Below are 17,420 nucleotides of genomic sequence, written 5' to 3'. Positions count from 1 at the left end.
GAGACATAATATTGGCATTATGTAATGAATTGAAATTTATATTGGCTACATACAATTATTTTTTAATTAACACTAAACTCTATGAAAGCAGTAAACTTATGGAAAACATTGTTCTGCGCGGCGTTGGCGATCACTACCTTCGGCGCCTGCTCGGACGATGACAAGGACGATGAAGGCGGGCTTCCGTCGATCACCGTGAACGGCGAGGCTTCGGCTACTGTCGCCGTGAAACTCGACGGTGGGACTACCGATGCCATCGAGGTCGTTTCGACCGGCAGTTGGGCATTGACTTTCGACGACGAGACGGCTTCCGCCTGGTGCCATCCCAGCAGGGAGACAGGCGGCAAGGGCAAAACGACGCTGACTTTTACGGTAGACAAGTGGGAAGGTGCCGCAAGCAACGACGAGCGTCAGGTTACCGCTAAACTGCTTACGAACGGCAGTTTCGAGGGTATTCCCATTCCCAAGACGGCCACGATCACCGTTAAGCAGAACGGTGCCGGTTCGACGGAGGTTACCACCAATGTAAAAGAGATTCGCGCTCTGCTGAAAGCGATGAACCCGGGGCAGTCTAAAGTGGACGTTACTGCCGAGATCGCAGCGATGACGATTACCGGTATCGTAGTTTCGGAGTTCGAAGGCCATAATTTTGGTAACGATTACAATATTGCAGTGCAGGATTCGGAAGCGGCTGAGGATTCGGGTCTTACGCTCAATGCTAATAAATTCCAGGAATTGGCTCTCTCTGCCGGTACGACCGTTACGATTCCGTTGACGGGTGCTAAAGTAAGCACTTATGGTGGCGTGATTCAGTTGGCCATCAGCAACGATGTCGCAATCGAGACTTCGACCGGTACGGCTCCCGAGCCGGTAGTCGTAACGCCGGATCAGCTGTTGAGTTATGAATCGATGCTGGTTAAGATTGAGGATTGTATGCCTGCGACGGGTACTGCCGGAACGGCCTGGAATAATTCAACGAATAAGGGCAATGCTAACTTTACTACGACCGCAGGTCAGACTTTCGTAGTCCGTACCGGCAACAGCGCTGCATTCAAAAGTGAACTTATTCCGGACAAGAGCGGTTTCTTGATCGGTATCGGAGGCCAGTTCAACGGCGACAAGCAGATTTCGCCTCGTACTGCATCCGATTTAAGCGGACTTGATCAGCCGATTCCTGAGCCTGAATACCAGGAGGTTACTATTAACAATCTTGGTGAAGGCAACTACCTCGTGAAGAATGCGACGATCGTCGGAGTTCACCAGAAAGGAGTTATGTTCGGGCAGGAAGTGTCCGGGACTGTGTATTATGTGCTTGGTTTCAATAACGGTTGGACCACTCAAACTGCCAATCCTTATATTGCGAATGTTGATAAATTAGCGGAGTTAAAGGGTACCAGCGCTCTCCGTTACGGTCTTTATCAGTTCTCTGATTTCGATGTTACGGTAGGTGCTGCTTCGACGCTGCAACTGCCTGCACCGGTCAATTTCGATGCGGCTGCTATTGATGCATATGTTGCTGATCCTGTTTACAAATATGTCAAGGTAGTAGGAGTTCTTGATATTGATACCTCGAATCCGGATTACAAAACCTACACGATCACGATTGCCGGCGTTACGGGTAAAACCGTTGCATTCGCATACGGTCTGGATTCGTATTACGCGGGTCTGGTTTCCGGAGATGTCGTTGAGGCTACCGGTTTTGCGTTGGGTTACGATACCTCTAACTCGAAACTGAATATCATGCTTCGTGACATTCAGAAGAATACCACGGTACCTGCGGTTACGATTACGACTGAACCTGAAACCTTTGCAGCAACTGATCCTCAGCAGCAGACGCTGGCCTATACGTTCGCCAATACGACTGCCGCAGAGATATCGTTTGCAATCGAGGGTACGAATGCCGATAAGTTTACGATTGTCAGCACGACGGACGCCAATGTAGTGGTGAAGGCTAACGGCAACAACGAGTCGGATGCCGCCTATACGGCAAATCTCGTTGCCAAGGTTGCCGGTGCGACGCTGGCTTCGGTAGAGTTGAAGCAGGAGGTTAAACAGCTTGAAGGTACGAATACGGCGACGTTTGATTTCTCTACGATAACTGAAACTGGTACGGCTGCCGAGATGATTGTTGATGGGATCAAATTAACACCTGACAAAGCAGCTGGTTCTACTTCTCCGGGTGTGAATAAAGCTGGCGAATGGAGATTGTATAGAGCGAATAGCATGACGATTTCCGGTGCTACGATTATTAACATTGAAATAACATTCTCTTCGACCAGTTATATGGGTGCGGATTTTTCTGCAGACCTTGGGACATATGCTACTACTGATAAAATTGGTACTTGGACGGGCAGTGCAACGAGTGTTGTGTTTACGAATGGCACTACGAGTAGTGAAAATGTTCAAGCTCGCATAAAGAAAATTGTAGTTACCTACAAGAAGTAGTCAAGGAAACTGACTTTGAAAACAAACCACTCTTGGCGGGGATAAAACCCCGTCAAGAGTTTGGTTTCTAAACAGGTCCGAGGACCGTGGCCTTTTTTAGCTATTTTTGCATGGTGAAATTCATGAAACAGACGGGCTTGCTATACATTGCATGGTCGGCAATGCTTGTCCTTTTCGCGGGATGCAGCGACGATGACGACGGAGGTGTGAAACCCCTGGCGCAACTCGAAGCAAAAACCGTGAATTGTATAACCAAAACGGACAGGCTCCTTACCCAGGGCCCGAAGGGGCAGACCTTCCGGGCGAAGATCGTACTGGCGGCGGGCGAGGAGTGGTGTTCGTTCGATCCGGCGTCACGGCTTGCGACGGCTGCGGGCGGTGCGGTGGGAGAGGCGCTGCCTCTCTACCTGGAGGAAAACAGCACCGAAGAGTACCGCGCGGCGGAAATATCCGTCACCTATTCCGGCGGTTATTCCGTGACCCTGCGGTTGTGGCAGATGCCCTATTCCGCAACTCCGGAGTACGACCGGGCATGGGGTGAATTGCCCGGATACCGCGAGGACGCCAACTATATTTATAAGACCTACAACACGACGCTGGTCGGCAATAAATATTTCGCAGGAGGATATGTCCGCAATTTCACGGTCTGCTACGACAAAAAGACGCGGGTTTCGCAATGGGTGGCCTATCCGGTCTTTTATGCCCTTTACGAGGCGCCCCAGTTGTCGCGGGTCAATGCTTTCGGTTACGATCCGAACGACCAGCTGCCGGTAATTCCGACGGCCGATCAGCAGAACATCAGCTCGGGTTACGGACAGCGGGGGTACGACCGCGGGCACATGCTGCCCCAGGCCACACGTTACAACAACTATGCGGCCAACCGGATGACCTATTATGCGACTAACATGATGCCCCAGAACAGCGCGTTCAACCAAGGCGTTTGGGCGCGGCTCGAAGGGCAGGTGCGTCAGTGGGGACCGCTGCCGAGCGGAGTGCGTTACGACACGCTCTATGTGGTGACGGGCGCCAGCTTCAAGAAATCGACGACGATTCCCAACGCCAACGGCCCGATCACCGTGCCGTCGCATTGCTGGAAGGTGCTGCTCAAGCAGACGGGCAACCTGCATAAGGAGCTTTGGGAGCTTGCGGCCGACGAGGTGAAGACCATCGGTTTTATCTTTACCAACGATGCGGCCGGAGCCGCGACGGGCACGGCCGCGGCGGCCTGCACGGTGGAAGAGATCGAGGAGCAGACGGGTTTCAAGTTCTTCCAAAACCTCGATCCCGACGTTGCCGATGCGGTCAAAAAACAGAAAAATATTGCCGACTGGCCGGGAATTTATTGATAAGGACCTTAATTGCATATCGTTATGAAGAAAATCCTTTTGACAGGACTGTTTGCCTCCCTCATCGTGGCGGCATGCTTTGCGCAGAAGCCCTATAAAGTGGTCTTCTACAACTTCGAGAACCTGTTCGACACCATCAACGAACCGGGGGTGCTGGACGAGGAGTTCACGCCCGAAGGACCCAAGAAGTGGAACACGGCCAAGTACACCAAGAAGATCGGAAACCTCGAACGGGTGTTGTTCGACATCGCCGCCGAGGACAAGGATTTTCCCGTCGTGATCGGCGTCTCGGAGATCGAGAACCGCTCGGTGATGGAGGATGTGATCGCACAGCCGAAACTCGCGCACGGCAACTATCGCATCGTGCATTACGACTCGCCCGATGCCCGCGGCGTGGACGTTGGGTTCTACTACCGTCCCGACGTTTTCAAACTCGAAGGCAGCGCGGCTATTCCGTTCAAAATGCCCGAAATGCCGAACTTCAAGACGCGCGATTTCGTCACGATGTGGGGCACGATCGAGAACGAGCCGTTCTTCTTCCTCGTGAGCCACTGGCCCTCGCGGCTGGGCGGCAAGGAGGCTTCGGACCCCAAGCGTCTGGCTGCGGCCAGCCAAGTGAAGCACATCGTCGATTCGGTGATGGCGGCCAATCCGGCTACGAAGGTGGTCGTGATGGGCGACCTGAACGACGACGCCACGGACGCCAGCGTCGTGGAGGGGCTGAGCGCCAAGGGCAAGATCAAGGACGTGAAGGAGGGCGACATGTTCAATCCCTTCATCGCCCTGCTGAAAGCCGGTTACGGCACGCTGGCCTACCGCGATGCGTGGAATCTGTTCGACAACATCGTCGTTTCGGAGAACCTGGCGACGGGCTCCACCGGCGAACTGAAAATCCAGCCCGTCGGCAAGTCGAAATTCTACGGGGGCATTTTCCGTCGTCCCTACATGATCCAGAAGGAGGGCCAGTACAAGGGTTATCCGCTGCGCACGTTCGTCGGCAACGACTTTCAGGGCGGTTTCAGCGACCACTTCCCGGTCTATATCTACATTGCCAAATAAACACGCTAAAATATTTGTATGAAACTCAAAATTTTACTTATTCTGATGCTCGCCGCCGTGACCTTCACGTCCTATGCGCAGGACGGAGGCATCCGCGGCAAGGTGGTCTCGCGCAACGGCCGCGTGGCACTGAGCAACGTACGGGTGAAGATCGAAAGTCTGGGACTGACGGTCATGACCGACAAAGACGGCAATTTCGTTATCGAGAACCTCCCCAAGGGTGACTACACGCTGTCGTTTGCAACTCCCGAGTTCGAGCCGCTCGACCTGATGGTCCGCGTGGACAACCGGAACGTGAAGGATCTCCGGCAGGTCATCATCGTTCCGACGGGTCCTGCCGGCGGTGTGCTGGACGACGCGATCTTCGCCGAGTTCGACAACGACTCCTCGTCGTCGGACACGCAGGCGCTGCCCTCGTCGCTCTCGTCGTCGAAGGACCTGTTCAACAACATTGCGTCGTATCGTTTCAGCGAAATGCGCTTCAACGTCCGCGGCTACGATTCGCAGTATTCGGACATCTACCTGAACGGCATCCGCTTCAACGACGCCATGACCGGCTACGGCCCCTGGTCGTTGTGGAGCGGTCTGAACGACGCCACGCGCAATCAGGAGAATTACACGGGTCTCGAAGCTGCTGACTTCGGCATCGGCGGCATCGGCGGCATGACCAACGTCAACGCCCGCGCTTCGCAGATGCGCAAGGGCTTCCGGGTCAGCGTGTCGAACGGCAACCAGATGTACCGTTTCCGGGCGATGGTCTCCTACGGTTCGGGACAGCTGGACAACGGCTGGTCGTATGCCTTCTCGGTGGGTACCCGTCAGGGCGGCAACGGCTATGTGGACGGCGTTTATTACAACTCCTATTCCTACTTCGCTTCGGCCGAGAAGCTCTTCGGCGACAACCACCGTCTGGGCCTTACGCTGATGGCGTCGCCTTCGGAGCGCGGAGCCCAGCAGGCATCGACCGACGAGGCTTACCGCCTGTTCGGCAACAACTACTACAATCCCAACGTGGGTTATCAGGCCGGCAAGCTCCGCAACTCGCGCGTGCGCAACACCCACGAACCGATCGTGATGCTGAACTACACGTGGGACATGTCGGAGAACACGCGCCTGAACGCCGCCACGGCGCTGCGTTTCGGTAAGAACGGCTATTCGGCGCTGACGTGGAACGGCGGTGCGGACCCCCGCGGCGATTACTACCGCTACATGCCTTCATCGGACGGCACGCAGATCGTGCCGGGCATCACCACCGATCAGACGATCTATTTCTATTTGCAGGATGCCATCATGGCGGCCGGCGTATGGGACGGTATGCTCGACTACGACGATTTCTTCCACAAGAACCAATACATAGATACGGACCCCGTGCTGTCCAAACTGATGGGCAACCAGTACCGTTCGAACTACATGATCGAGGAGCGTCACACCGACCAGCTGGACTACAACCTGGCGGTCAACATGCAGCATAACATGCGCAACAACATGCGCATCGTCGGCGGCGCCAACCTGCGCGTCAACCGCACGAATTACTATTCGGAGGTCAAGGACCTGCTGGGCGGCGACTACTGGTACGACATCGACAAGTTCGCCGAGCGCGACATGGCCAGCACCGAGGCTTACCAGAACGATCTGGATTACTACTGGGCTACGGGTCACGCCCGCATTGCCCGCGTCGGCGACAAATACGGCTACTACTACCGGGCGCACCTGCTCGAAACCAATGCCTGGGCCAACTATACGTGGGGCATCGGCGGTTTCTCGCTGGGTGTCGCCGGATCGGTCGGCTATTCGCAGATGTACCGCGAGGGTATGTGGCGCAAGGGTCTGTTCCCCAACAATTCGAAAGGCGACTCGAAGAAGCTCGACTACCTGACCTACGAGGGCAAACTCTCGCTGGGCTACAAGTTCTCGGGCGCCCATTCGCTCGAAGCCAATGCGGTTTACTTGCAGCAGGCTCCGAAGTTCGCCACGGCATTCGTGTCGCCGCGCACGCGCAACACGACCACTCCGGGCCTGAAGGCTGAGAAGGTGTTCGGCGTAGACCTCACCTACAACCTCAATCTGCCCTACATCAAGGCGCGTCTTTCGGGATACTACACGACGATCACCGACCAGTCGAAGGTCATCTCGTTCTACGACGATACCCGCAGTTCGTTCACCAACTTCGCCATGAGCGGCATCGATAAGGAGCACTACGGCGTGGAACTGGGCCTTTCGGTTCCGGTATGGCAGGGGCTTTCGGTCGTCGGCGCCGTGAGCTGGGGCGAGTACACCTACACGTCGAACCCCAACTTCGTGCAGACGGTGGACAACATGGACAAAATCGTGTTGAAGGATAAGGTCAACTGGGACGGCTTCCATGTGGAAAGCTCGCCGCAGCTGGCCATCAACGTCGGTCTCGACTACCGCGGACCCCGCAACTGGTTCGCCGGCGTGAATTTCAACTACTACGACGATCTCTACCTCTCGATGAACCCGCTTTACCGCACGGCAACGGCTACGGAGTACTACACCAACCAGATCATCGCCGAGGTGTCGAAGCCCGAACCGAACGTCGAAACGCTGGCGCAGGCCATCGCTTCGGTGAAGAAGATCCGCAATCAGGAGAAGTTCGGCGGGTATTACACCCTCAGCGCCAACGTGGGCAAGAACTGGTATATCCACCGCAACTACATGCTGGGATTCAGCCTCGAGGTGAAGAACATCCTCAACGATCAGGACATCCGCACGGGCGGCTACGAGCAGATGCGCATGAGCAAGGTGCGCGGCGAGGGCGGCGATTACATCTACGGTCGCTTCCCCTCGAAGTATTTCTACCTGTTCGGTACGACCTATTACCTGAACGTCTATTTCCGTTTCTAACCGAGAAGAGATTATATTATGAAAAGTCTTAAAATAGCATTTGCATTTCTTGTCGGCGTTCTGGCCGCAGGATGCTACAACGATTTCGATACCCCGGGGCCGCGGAAGCTCTACACCGACGACGACATGGCGCAGCTGGGGCTGCAACAGGTCTCGATCAAGACGGTCAAGGGCTGGTTTACGGAGGCTTTCGGCGGCATTTCCGGCACGGGTACGAACAACAACGGCTGGGAGAATACCAAGACGCTGAAATTCGGCGATCTCACGCCCGACGAGGCGCAGTTCATCAGCCTCAAAGGCCGTCCCGATGCTTCCGATAAGTATATCAAGGGCAAGGTCATCAGCAGCGACCGTCAGGGCAACATCTACAAGTCGCTCTACATCTACGACGGTACGGCCGCCATCGAGCTCAAGCTCTACAACGGTCTTTACCTCGATTACCTGCTCGATCTGGACAACATGAAGAGCCAGTGGGTCTATGTGCGCCTCGACGGCCTCTATCTGGGCAACTACCGCATGATGCTTTCGATCGGCGGCGCTCCGTCGGACGGCATCAACACGGCCGGCACGCACAAGTACTACGCCAACTCGAACCTCGACAATCCGCGGGTCGCCAAGCTGAATGTCTTCGCCGGGGAGTACGTGCCGCTGGAAGCCTCGGACATCCTTGAGGTGGACGCTTCGAACTACACCTCGCTGGGTGAGGATCAGTTGGGGCGTCTGGTGCGATTCAAGGGGATCAAGGTCCGCTATGCGGGCTATCCGAATCAGGACGGGGTGACCAATCCGCCTCTCAAAAGCGGCACCTCGTCCAGTTCGAGCGAGAATCCCTATCCGAGCTGGATCGTGACCGACTGGGGGACGCCCCGTTTCGGTGCGTGGTACCGTTGGGCCTATAACCGGGACAACGTGCGCCTCTATGCTTCGGTGCTGATCTCCTACAACGACGCCGCCACGTCTACGGCTGAAGCGGGCATCTACGGAGTTCGCACGAGCGGTTATTCGCAGTTCGCCATGAAGCCCATTCCGAAGGACGGGGCCGTGGGCGACGTGCTCGGCATCTACGGTGTTTACGGCACGCAGTGGAACTACGCCCAGTATCAGATTTCGGTGAGCCGTATCGAGGACCTCGCCTTCAAGACGGAGGACCTGCTGACGGAGGCGCAGATCGAGCGGATGACGCCGGCGTCGTCCTACGATCCTCCCGTGAAGAACGGCGGCGACGACTATACGGGCGAATGATCCCGTCGTGGATTCTGAAAAAACTGCGGTCCTCCAGCTTCGGAGGACCGCAGTTTTTTCGTGCAGGTATGGGTGGCGCCTCAGCGCTTGTGCCATTTGCAGGAGGTCTGGTAGTAGTAGACGGCCCGGTCGAGCTGCGTCGTGTCGGTCTGCGCGGCGGGTTCGAGGTTGTGGGGATTCTCCTCGGTGGGCACCACGCGGTATTGCTCGTAGCGGCGCACGGGCGACAGGATGGTGAACGTGTCGCCTTCGAGATAGCCCAGGTCTTGATAGGTGGCGATGAAGGCCCGGTTGACGTAATCGGGATCGAAGATGCTGCGGCCGTAGAAATGCGAATCGTAATCCATGTCGAGCAGCGACAGCAGGGTGGGCATCAGGTCGATCTGCGAAACGATCCCCTCGATCTGCTGCGGGGCCACGAATCCCGGGGCGAAGATCAGCGCCGGAATGTGGTATTTGTGCAGCGGGATTTCGGTGCGGCCCGCGCTCGACGCGCAGTGGTCGGCGGTGATGAGGAAGATCGTATTGTCGAACCACGGCTGTTTCGACGCTTCGGCCAGAAACTGCCCCAGGGCGTAGTCGGTGTAGAGCACGCCGCCCGCGCGGGTCTTCGAGTCGTTGGGGATGCGGATCTTCCCGGCGGGGTAGGTGAAGGGGCGGTGGTTGCTGACGGTCATGACGTGGGCGAAGAAAGGCTTCCCGTCCTGCGACTGCTCGCCGAGGGTGCGGATCACTTTCCGGTAGGCATCCTCGTCGCAGACGCCCCAGATGTTGGCGAAGGTGATCTCTTCGGGCGAATAGCTCTTCTGGTCCACGATGTCGTATCCGTTGCCCGAGAAGAAGGTCTCCATGTTGTCGAAATAGCTGTTGCCGCCGTAGAAATAGGTCACGTTGTAGCCTTTTTCACGCAGCAGGGCTCCCGTGGAGTGCATTCCGGCATTGTTCGGGCGTTTGATGATGCTCTGCCCGGGGCAGGGCGGGAGCGACAGCGTCACGGCCTCCAGTCCGCGCACCGTGCGGTTGCCCGTGGCGTAGACGCGGTCGAAGGCCATGCCCAGCCGGTAGAGCGAGTCGAGGACCGGCGTGATCGACTCCGTGTTGCCGAAACGCTCCATGTACGAGGCGCTCATGCTCTCGATGGTGACGAGCACGATGTTGCGGCGGATTTCCGACCCCCCCCCGGCGCTTACCGCGTGCAGGTTGTCGCCCGTACTGCCGTAAACGCCGTGGACGAAGGCTTCGGCCTCGGCTTCGGGACGCGTGATGTAGAATTGTTCGTAGTCGAGGGAGTTCTTGACAAAGGCGTCGTAGAACTTGTAGAGCCCGTTGGCTTGCAGTTCGTTGACGTAGACGTTTCCGCTGTCCTGAAAGCGGGTGTTGAAGTTCAGCAGGCCGATCGCCGCGAACAGCGCCGCGATGTAGGCCGGGGCGACGACGGCTTTCCACCGCCATCCTTTGAGGTATTCGGCCTGTACGAGGTCGCGGCGGAAGAGGTACCACGTGATGAGCAGCGTGACGACGACGATGCCGAGCGTCATCGGGACGACCGGATAGGACTCCATGATGTTGCCCACCACCTCGTTGGTGTAGACCAGATAATCGACGGCGATGAAGTTGTAGCGGACGCCGAATTCGTTCCAGAAGAAATATTCGCTGATGCCGTTGAAGACGATGGCGCCCACGTAAAGGACGACGAAGAGCGCGAACCACACCGTAGTCCAGTGGTTGCGGAATCCCTCGGGCAGGAAGAGCCGCAGGGCGAAGCTGCCGGCCCAGTAGCCCAGGACGCACGTGGCGATCCGGGGTGCGACGCTTCCGTATTCGTCGAAGATCGTGTTGAAGAACGCGACGTAGCAGAATGCCGCCGCGAGCAGGGCGAGGATGATCCAGCCCCACGGCTTCGTGTACTTGGTGCGCGAGACGCTCAGCATGAAGAGCCACAGGAAGACGAAGCCCACGGTCGCGGCGCAGAGGTCGTTCACGGCCCCGAACAGGAATATTTCGAGCCATTCGCCGAACGAGAAGTCCAGCGATGTCGTCTGGGCGTTGAACAGGAGTACGATGCGCAGCACGAAGCCGACGGCCGCCGTCAGCAGCGCGAGCTTGATGTAGAGGCCGGAGACCAGCCGGATACTTTTTTGCATGATAAAGCGTGTTGGTTGTTTCGGTTGACAAAGTTAACCATTTTCGGCTATTCCGGCTAACGGAGAAGGCAGCCTTTCGGGGCTGCCTTCTCTGATCGGTTTGAAATATTGTTCTATTTTTCCTTTTCCTTTGCCGGACGCATGATGACTTTCACGAGGTTGCCGTCGGCGAGGAGCTTTTTGGCGAGGGCCTGCACGTCGGCATTCGTGAGGTTGCGGACGGCCTGCTCGTATTGGCCGACGTAGTCCAGCCCCGAGCCGTATTTGGCCTGGATGTAGTTCATCCATCCCGAATTCATCTCCAGACTGTTTTTCCAGCTTTTGAGCATGAACTCGCGGGTTTTCTCGATGTCCTCGCTTCTGGGGCCGTTCGCGGCGATCTCCTCGATCTCTTTCATCACGATTTCGCACAGCTCGTCGGCCATCTCCTCGTTGGTGTCGAACGAGATGGTCATGTCGTAGGCCTCGCGGGGGATGTATTCCGTCGAGCCCTGGACGCTTACGCCGTAAGTGCCGCCCTTCTCCTCGCGGATCGAGATCAGGTAGCGCGAATCGAGCGCCTGAGTGAGGAACGTCAGGGCCACCTTGTCCTTGAACGTGTAGGGCATCTTGCCCGAGAAGTAGTAAACCACCGACACCTTCGGCTGCTGCATCGGGGCGGTGAACTCCTCCGCAACCTCGCCTTTGACGGGTTCTACCTTGTCATCGACGTAATTCAGGGGCTTCCTGGCGGCGGGGATCGAACCGATGTACTTCTCCGCGAGGGGTTTCAGCGTTTCGGGGTCGATGTTGCCCACGAACGTGAAGACGAATCCGTTGGCGCCGGGGTAGAGTTTCGCGTAGACGGCGGGCAGCCGCTCGAAGTCGAATTTGTCGATGATCTCGTTCGAGATCATCTGCCGGCGGGGATTGTGGCCGTAGGTCACGTCGATCACCTTCTCCTGCATCAGGTAGTCGGGGTTCGTGCGGGCGTTCTCCAGCTGCGAGCGGAGCATCTTGATCAGGTTGTCGTAGTCGTTGCGGTCGAAGCGCGGCTGCGTGAAGTTGAGGTAGAGCAGTTGGAGCATCGTCTCGATGTCCTTGGGCGAGCAGACGCCCTTCATGGCGCTGGCGTAGTTCTCCACCGAAGGCTGCACCGACGCCGTTTTGCCAGAAAGCTGCTTCTTGAGCTCCGTGGCCGGGAATTTGCCGACGCCCGACATCGAGTTCACGGCGGGCATCATCTCGCCCATGTAGAACTCCCCGTCGGAGAGCACCGACAGACCGCCTTTGGCGACGGCGCTCATGCGCACCTCGTCGGCCTTGAAATCCGTGTGTTTCACGACGACCTTCGCACCGTTGGCCAGCGTCCATTCCGTCGTGCCGAGTTCGGCGTCCTCGGCCGTCTTCTTGACGGGCGAACCTTTCAGAACGGTACCTTCGGGAATCAGCGGCTCCTTGACCACATTGTCTTCGTAGGCGGCGACTTCGCCGGCAGCCACCTTGTCGCGGATGGCGAGCAGTTCCTCGGCGGTCGGCGCCGCGAGCCCCTCCTTCTCGGGGGCGGTGACGATGATGACCTGATTGTTCGGGGTGATGGTCTGCGCGGCGAAGGCGTTGACGGCATCGACGTTGAGCATCCTGATCAGCATGCTGTCGAGCTGCCATTCGGTCTCGGCGTCGGGCATCGGGGTGTTCTTGCTGTAATTGTTCAGGAAGGTCTGCACGAACTCGCCGTTGCGGCGGTCGTTGCGGTTGGCGTAGGTGCGTTCGGCCTGGCGCATCAGGTTCTCCTGGGCGCGTTCGAACTCACCCTGCGTGAAGCCGTGGCGGCGGACCCTCTCCAGCTCGGTGCAGAGCGTCTCGAAGCCGCGGGCCAGCTTGCCGTCCTGCGTCATCGCAACGAATACCGTGGCGTTGAGCGTCGGGATGATGCCGATCACGTCGCCCGTGCCCATGCCGGCGCCGAGGAACGGTGCGTCGGGCTGCATGGCGATCTCTTGCAGGCGGGCGTTCTCCATGGTCGTCATATAGGCTTCGATCACGTTGTTGGCCTCGGCGACGACCGTATTGGCCAGCTGCTCGGGGAGCGCCGGGCGCTTGATGAAGAGCTGCACCTTCGTGCCCTGCATTTCGGGGTCGGTGAAGATGCTCACGATCGGTTCCTCGTTGTCGGGGACCACGATGGTCTCTTTCTGCGAAGCGTCGGCGGCGGGTGCCGGAATGTCGGCCATCAGCGTCTTGATCTTGTTCTCCACGGCGTCCACGTCGATGTCGCCCACGACGACGACGGCCTGATAGTCCGGACGGTACCATTGGGCGTAGAAATCCTCCAGCTCCTTATGCTGGAAACTCTTCAGTCCGTCGAGGTAGCCGATCAGGTTGCGGTGCTCGTATTTCGTGCCCTTGCCCAGCGCTTGCAGCAGCTTCATCGTCGAACGCCACGATGCGCCGTCGCGCGTGCGGAGCTCCTCCATGATCACGCCGCGTTCGGAGTCGATCTCTTTGGGTTCCAGGGCGATGAAGTGCGACCAGTCGTGCAGGATCAGCAGCGCCGAGTCGATGATGCCTTCGCGCGAGGTCGGTACGTCCGAAATGTTGTAGATCGTCTGGTCCCAGCTGGTTCCGGCGTTGAGGTTGGCGCCGAATTTCACGCCCACGGTTTCCAGATACTCCGTGAGCTGCTTGCCCGGGAGGTTCTTGGTGCCGTTGAAAGCCATGTGTTCGAGGAAGTGGGCGAGTCCCTGCTGGGAGTCGTTCTCCTGGATGGCTCCTACGTCGTGCAGGATGTAGAAATCGGCCTGTCCCTTCGGCTTTTCGTTGTGACGGATGTAGTAGGTCATCCCGTTCTCCAGCTTTCCGGTGCGGAGCTCGGGGTCCGTGGGGATCGGCTGGTTCATCTGTGCTGCGGCCCCGGCGGCGGCGAACGCCGCAACGGCCAGCATCATCAATCTTTTCATGGATATTCGTTGTTGGTTTGAATTTCTTATTCCCGGGGCTCCTCCGGACGGTATTCGATGATGTCTCCCGGCTGGCACTCCAGTTCGCGGCAGATCGCTTCGAGCGTCGAAAAGCGGATGGCTTTGGCTTTCCCGTTTTTGAGGATCGAGAGGTTGGCGGGCGTGATATCGACCCGTTCGGCCAGTTCGCCGAGCGACATCTTGCGTTTGGCCATCATTACGTCTATGTTGATGATTATCGCCATAAATTCCTCCCTCTCGTTTTGTGTGTTCGTATCATTTGCATGTCGTTCCTTCTGTTAAATGGTGTATTTCTGCTCTTCGCTCAGGTTCTGGCCGACGGCGAAGACCTCGGCGGCGAAGAGGATCAGAATACCCATGATGATCATGGCGTAGGAGATGCGGAATTCCGTGTTCACGGTGTATCCGCTTCCGGCCAGCAGTTCGGCGGCGCGGCTGTTCATGGCCCAGTTCACGGTGTCGCTGATGAGCTCGGCGAGGATGGTCAGCAGGCCGATGGTGCGCAGATACCAGACGTTCCGTTTGTCGAGCGTGCGCTCCTCGCGGATCGAACGGCGCAGCGAGTGGATGATGACGAACATCAGCACGATGATCCCCAGGTAGAGCAGCGGTACGAGCATAACCAGCGCATAGAGCCATGCGCTGCCGCCCACCGAGCGGAATGCCAGCCCCAGCGGCGAAGCGCCCGGGGCGTCCTGCTCGACGATCAGTCCGAGCCGTTTGACGCTCGCGCTGATCTCCACGCCCGGGGCGGACGTGATTGCGAGGGTGTTCCCGGGCTGTTCCGTGATCTGGATGTCGCTCAGCATGTAGATCATGCGGGGAATCCCCGATTTCCACTTCTCGGCGATGTCGTTGCCCATCTCGACGCCTTCGGCCGCACCCCGTGTGAAATTGGGCAGGATGCCGTGCGCGACGCTTGCCACGAGTACGATGAAGAACGTGATGTAGATGACCAGCAGACGTTGCAGGAGCGGTTTTTTATTTTGCATCTCTCTTTCTTTTGGTTTTTACTTCTGCAAATATACCATATATTTTCGAAAAACAAATAATATTTATCGTTTTTCGATAAAAATGATTGAAGGGGCCGAAAAAAGACGGCACTGTGTGCCGTCTTTGCAGGGATTCGGGACGGGTTACGCCACGTTGTCTTTCAGCTGTTTCCAGTACGAAGCGTTGATGGCCATGCCGACCGACATGATGATCACGATCAGGGCAAACATCACGATGAACGTGATGAAGCCGACGTTGATCATGCCGCAGATCGCGTTGAATATCAGCAGGACGATAACGGCGGCGATGCCGAATACGAGTGCCACGGCGAACATCGTCCATTTGCTGCCGTAGGTGGCGTCGTTCGATGCCCGGATGGCCTCGATGGGGTTCTTGCCCTTCTCGATCAGGAAGTAGTAGGCCAGCGACCAGGCGAGCGAAAGCACGATGCCGGGGACGAACATGAAGAGGAAGGCGATGTAGGTCGGGATGACCATCAGGCCCATGGTGATGAGGAATTCGCCCATGTAGCGGCGGTACTTGCTGTCGAAGATTCCCAGCGGGTTGATCACTTCGCCCTTGGCCAGCTGCGTCGGCAGCAGGGTGATGGCGATGAAGGTTCCGATGTTGATGTAGGGAATCCAGATCGTGACCAGAAACAGGGCGACGGCCGCAATGACTGAAGGTGCGTTCTTCATGCCGATCGTGATGGCGTCTTTGAAGGTTTCCGTGAAATCGAGTTGCTTCATTTCCATAACTGACAGGTTTAAGGGTTAATATCAGAAACAAATATACAAAAAAATCGTATCTTTGCCTGCATGAAACGCTAAAATGCAAGCGAATGGCAGAAAAATCACGCTATGATTACCGGGTCGAGCCTCAGGATGTGGATTTCACGCTGCGGGCGACGATCTCCTCGCTGGGGGCTGCGATCCTCAATACGGCGGGCATCGACGCCCACGGCAAAGGCTTCGGCGTCGATGCGCTGAATGCCGACAACCACTCGTGGGTGCTTTCGCGTATGGCCGTGGAGTTCGATTCCCGGCCCGTGCAGTACACCGATTACGAGGTTGCGACGTGGATCAGCGACTACGGGCGTGTGCTTTCGACACGTAATTTCACGCTGACCGATACGGCTTCGGGGCGCGAGTTCGGCCGGGCCGTGACGCAGTGGGCGATGATCGACCTGCAAAGCCGTTCGGCGATCGACCTTTCGTGGGTGGGCGACGCCCATGCCGACGCCGTCGTCGATGCCGCTTCCCCGACGGACAAACCGCGCAAGATCCGCGAGGTGAATCCCACGGAGACCGCCGACCACCGCGTCGTGTACAGCGACATCGACTTCAATCGCCATGTCAATACGATGCGCTATATCGAGATGATGCTCGACATGCTTCCCGTCGGGATGCTGACCCGGGAGGCGCCCGTGCGGCTGGACATCCATTTCCTGAAAGAGTGCCGTTTCGGGCAGACGCTGACGGTGGGGTGCGAGCAGCGGGAGCATTCGGCGCTGTTCGAGATCTCGGCCGAGGGCGCTGCGGCCGTGCGTGCCTCTATCGAATGGAAATAGGTCCGGGCGGCGTGTCGCGTCGGCGGCTTGTGGAACGGGTTTTGCAGCTATGGCGGCAAAACCTTTTTCATTATGGAAAGCGCGACTAAGACACAGACACAGAACAAGTATCAGGTGAGCATCGACCTGCTGAACGATGCCGTGGGCAAGGAGATCGCAACTTCGTTGCAGTACATGTATTTCCACACCCATTTCGAGGACGACCGTTACCAGTATCTTTCGAAGATCATGCGCGAGATCTCGATCGCCGAGATGCGCCATATCGAGGAGTTCTCCGACCGCATCCTGTTTTTGCAGGGCGACGTGGATATGAACGCTTCGTTCCGCACCAAGCAGGTCACCGAGGTCAAGGAGATGCTGCGGATGGCCATGCAGCTGGAGCAGAGCACGATCGACAGCTACAACGAGGCTTCGCGCCTGGCCGCCGAGCACAAGGACGCCGTGACGCACAAGATGTTCCAGGACATCATCGCCGAAGAGGAGCAGCATCTCGACACCTTCCGCACCGAGCTGCAAAACCTGCTGGACTACGGCGAAGAGTACCTGGCCTTGCAGTCGGCCGCCGGCAGCAAGCGCACGTCGAAGAGCTTCGGACACCCGGGCGGCGGCGAATAGCCGGAGCCGTAACGGCACTTTTAGGAAGCCGGACCGTTTTACAGGGACGGATGCAAAACTGAATTGCATCCGTCCCGGTATTTTTATATCTTTGGCGTCGTTACGACGCTTTTAGGAGGCCGGAAGGTTTTGCCGGACCGGATGCGGTTCGGTTTTGGCGCAGGCCGACTTTTTACTATCT

12 protein-coding genes are annotated in these 17,420 nt (G+C 57.4%); 7 read left to right on the top strand and 5 right to left on the bottom strand.

What is annotated here, in order from left to right:
- Positions 1-81 precede the first annotated feature (81 nt).
- From NQ519_RS00595 to NQ519_RS00575, 5 genes are all read left to right on the top strand, one after another.
- Positions 82-2,445 carry a DUF5689 domain-containing protein gene (locus NQ519_RS00595; RefSeq protein ID WP_019150010.1) on the top strand — a complete coding sequence of 788 codons (2,364 nt, stop codon included), beginning with the start codon at positions 82-84 and terminating at the stop codon, positions 2,443-2,445.
- 122 nt (positions 2,446-2,567) lie between these two features.
- Positions 2,568-3,791: a DNA/RNA non-specific endonuclease gene (locus NQ519_RS00590; RefSeq protein ID WP_259810573.1), complete on the top strand. Its 1,224-nt coding sequence runs from the start codon at positions 2,568-2,570 to the stop codon at positions 3,789-3,791.
- Between the two features lie 24 nt (positions 3,792-3,815).
- Positions 3,816-4,850, top strand: a complete 1,035-nt coding sequence (locus NQ519_RS00585; RefSeq protein WP_019150012.1) for an endonuclease/exonuclease/phosphatase family protein — start codon at positions 3,816-3,818, stop codon at positions 4,848-4,850.
- An 18-nt stretch (positions 4,851-4,868) separates the two neighbouring features.
- Positions 4,869-7,715 (top strand): carboxypeptidase-like regulatory domain-containing protein, encoded by a 2,847-nt coding sequence (locus NQ519_RS00580; protein WP_026076370.1) that lies wholly within the window; start codon positions 4,869-4,871, stop codon positions 7,713-7,715.
- An 18-nt stretch (positions 7,716-7,733) separates the two neighbouring features.
- Positions 7,734-8,957, top strand: a complete 1,224-nt coding sequence (locus tag NQ519_RS00575; RefSeq protein WP_019150014.1) for a DUF5689 domain-containing protein — start codon at positions 7,734-7,736, stop codon at positions 8,955-8,957.
- A gap of 80 nt (positions 8,958-9,037) precedes the next feature.
- On the opposite strand, the gene NQ519_RS00570 is transcribed toward NQ519_RS00575, so the two are convergent.
- The 5 genes from NQ519_RS00570 to NQ519_RS00550 form a co-directional block, all read right to left on the bottom strand.
- Positions 9,038-11,101, bottom strand: coding sequence for an LTA synthase family protein (locus NQ519_RS00570; RefSeq protein WP_019150015.1), 2,064 nt, complete (start codon positions 11,099-11,101; stop codon positions 9,038-9,040).
- Positions 11,102-11,214: 113 nt separating this feature from the next.
- Complete coding sequence (locus NQ519_RS00565; RefSeq protein ID WP_026076371.1) at positions 11,215-14,025, bottom strand: M16 family metallopeptidase; 2,811 nt, start codon at positions 14,023-14,025, stop codon at positions 11,215-11,217.
- Positions 14,026-14,066: 41 nt separating this feature from the next.
- A complete protein-coding gene (locus NQ519_RS00560; protein ID WP_026076372.1) occupies positions 14,067-14,285 on the bottom strand; it encodes a helix-turn-helix domain-containing protein in 219 nt (72 codons plus the stop codon).
- 54 nt (positions 14,286-14,339) lie between these two features.
- Positions 14,340-15,053, bottom strand: coding sequence for a DUF2975 domain-containing protein (locus tag NQ519_RS00555; protein ID WP_019150018.1), 714 nt, complete (start codon positions 15,051-15,053; stop codon positions 14,340-14,342).
- Positions 15,054-15,197: 144 nt separating this feature from the next.
- The gene (locus tag NQ519_RS00550) at positions 15,198-15,809 is read right to left on the bottom strand and encodes a hypothetical protein (RefSeq protein ID WP_019150019.1); all 612 of its coding nucleotides are present in this window, start codon (positions 15,807-15,809) and stop codon (positions 15,198-15,200) included.
- An 86-nt stretch (positions 15,810-15,895) separates the two neighbouring features.
- Between NQ519_RS00550 and NQ519_RS00545 the strand changes: the two genes are divergently transcribed.
- Both NQ519_RS00545 and NQ519_RS00540 read left to right on the top strand, forming a co-directional pair.
- Entirely contained in the window at positions 15,896-16,624 is a 729-nt protein-coding gene (locus tag NQ519_RS00545; protein WP_019150020.1) for an acyl-[acyl-carrier-protein] thioesterase, read from the top strand.
- Positions 16,625-16,696: 72 nt separating this feature from the next.
- Positions 16,697-17,239 carry a ferritin-like domain-containing protein gene (locus tag NQ519_RS00540; protein WP_019150021.1) on the top strand — a complete coding sequence of 181 codons (543 nt, stop codon included), beginning with the start codon at positions 16,697-16,699 and terminating at the stop codon, positions 17,237-17,239.
- Positions 17,240-17,420: the final 181 nt, after the last annotated feature.

It is taken from the genome of Alistipes senegalensis JC50 (genome assembly GCF_025145645.1).
GTDB lineage: Bacteria > Bacteroidota > Bacteroidia > Bacteroidales > Rikenellaceae > Alistipes > Alistipes senegalensis.
Note: the sequence above shows the minus strand (reverse complement) of the source record. Positions and strands in the feature narration are given on the sequence as shown.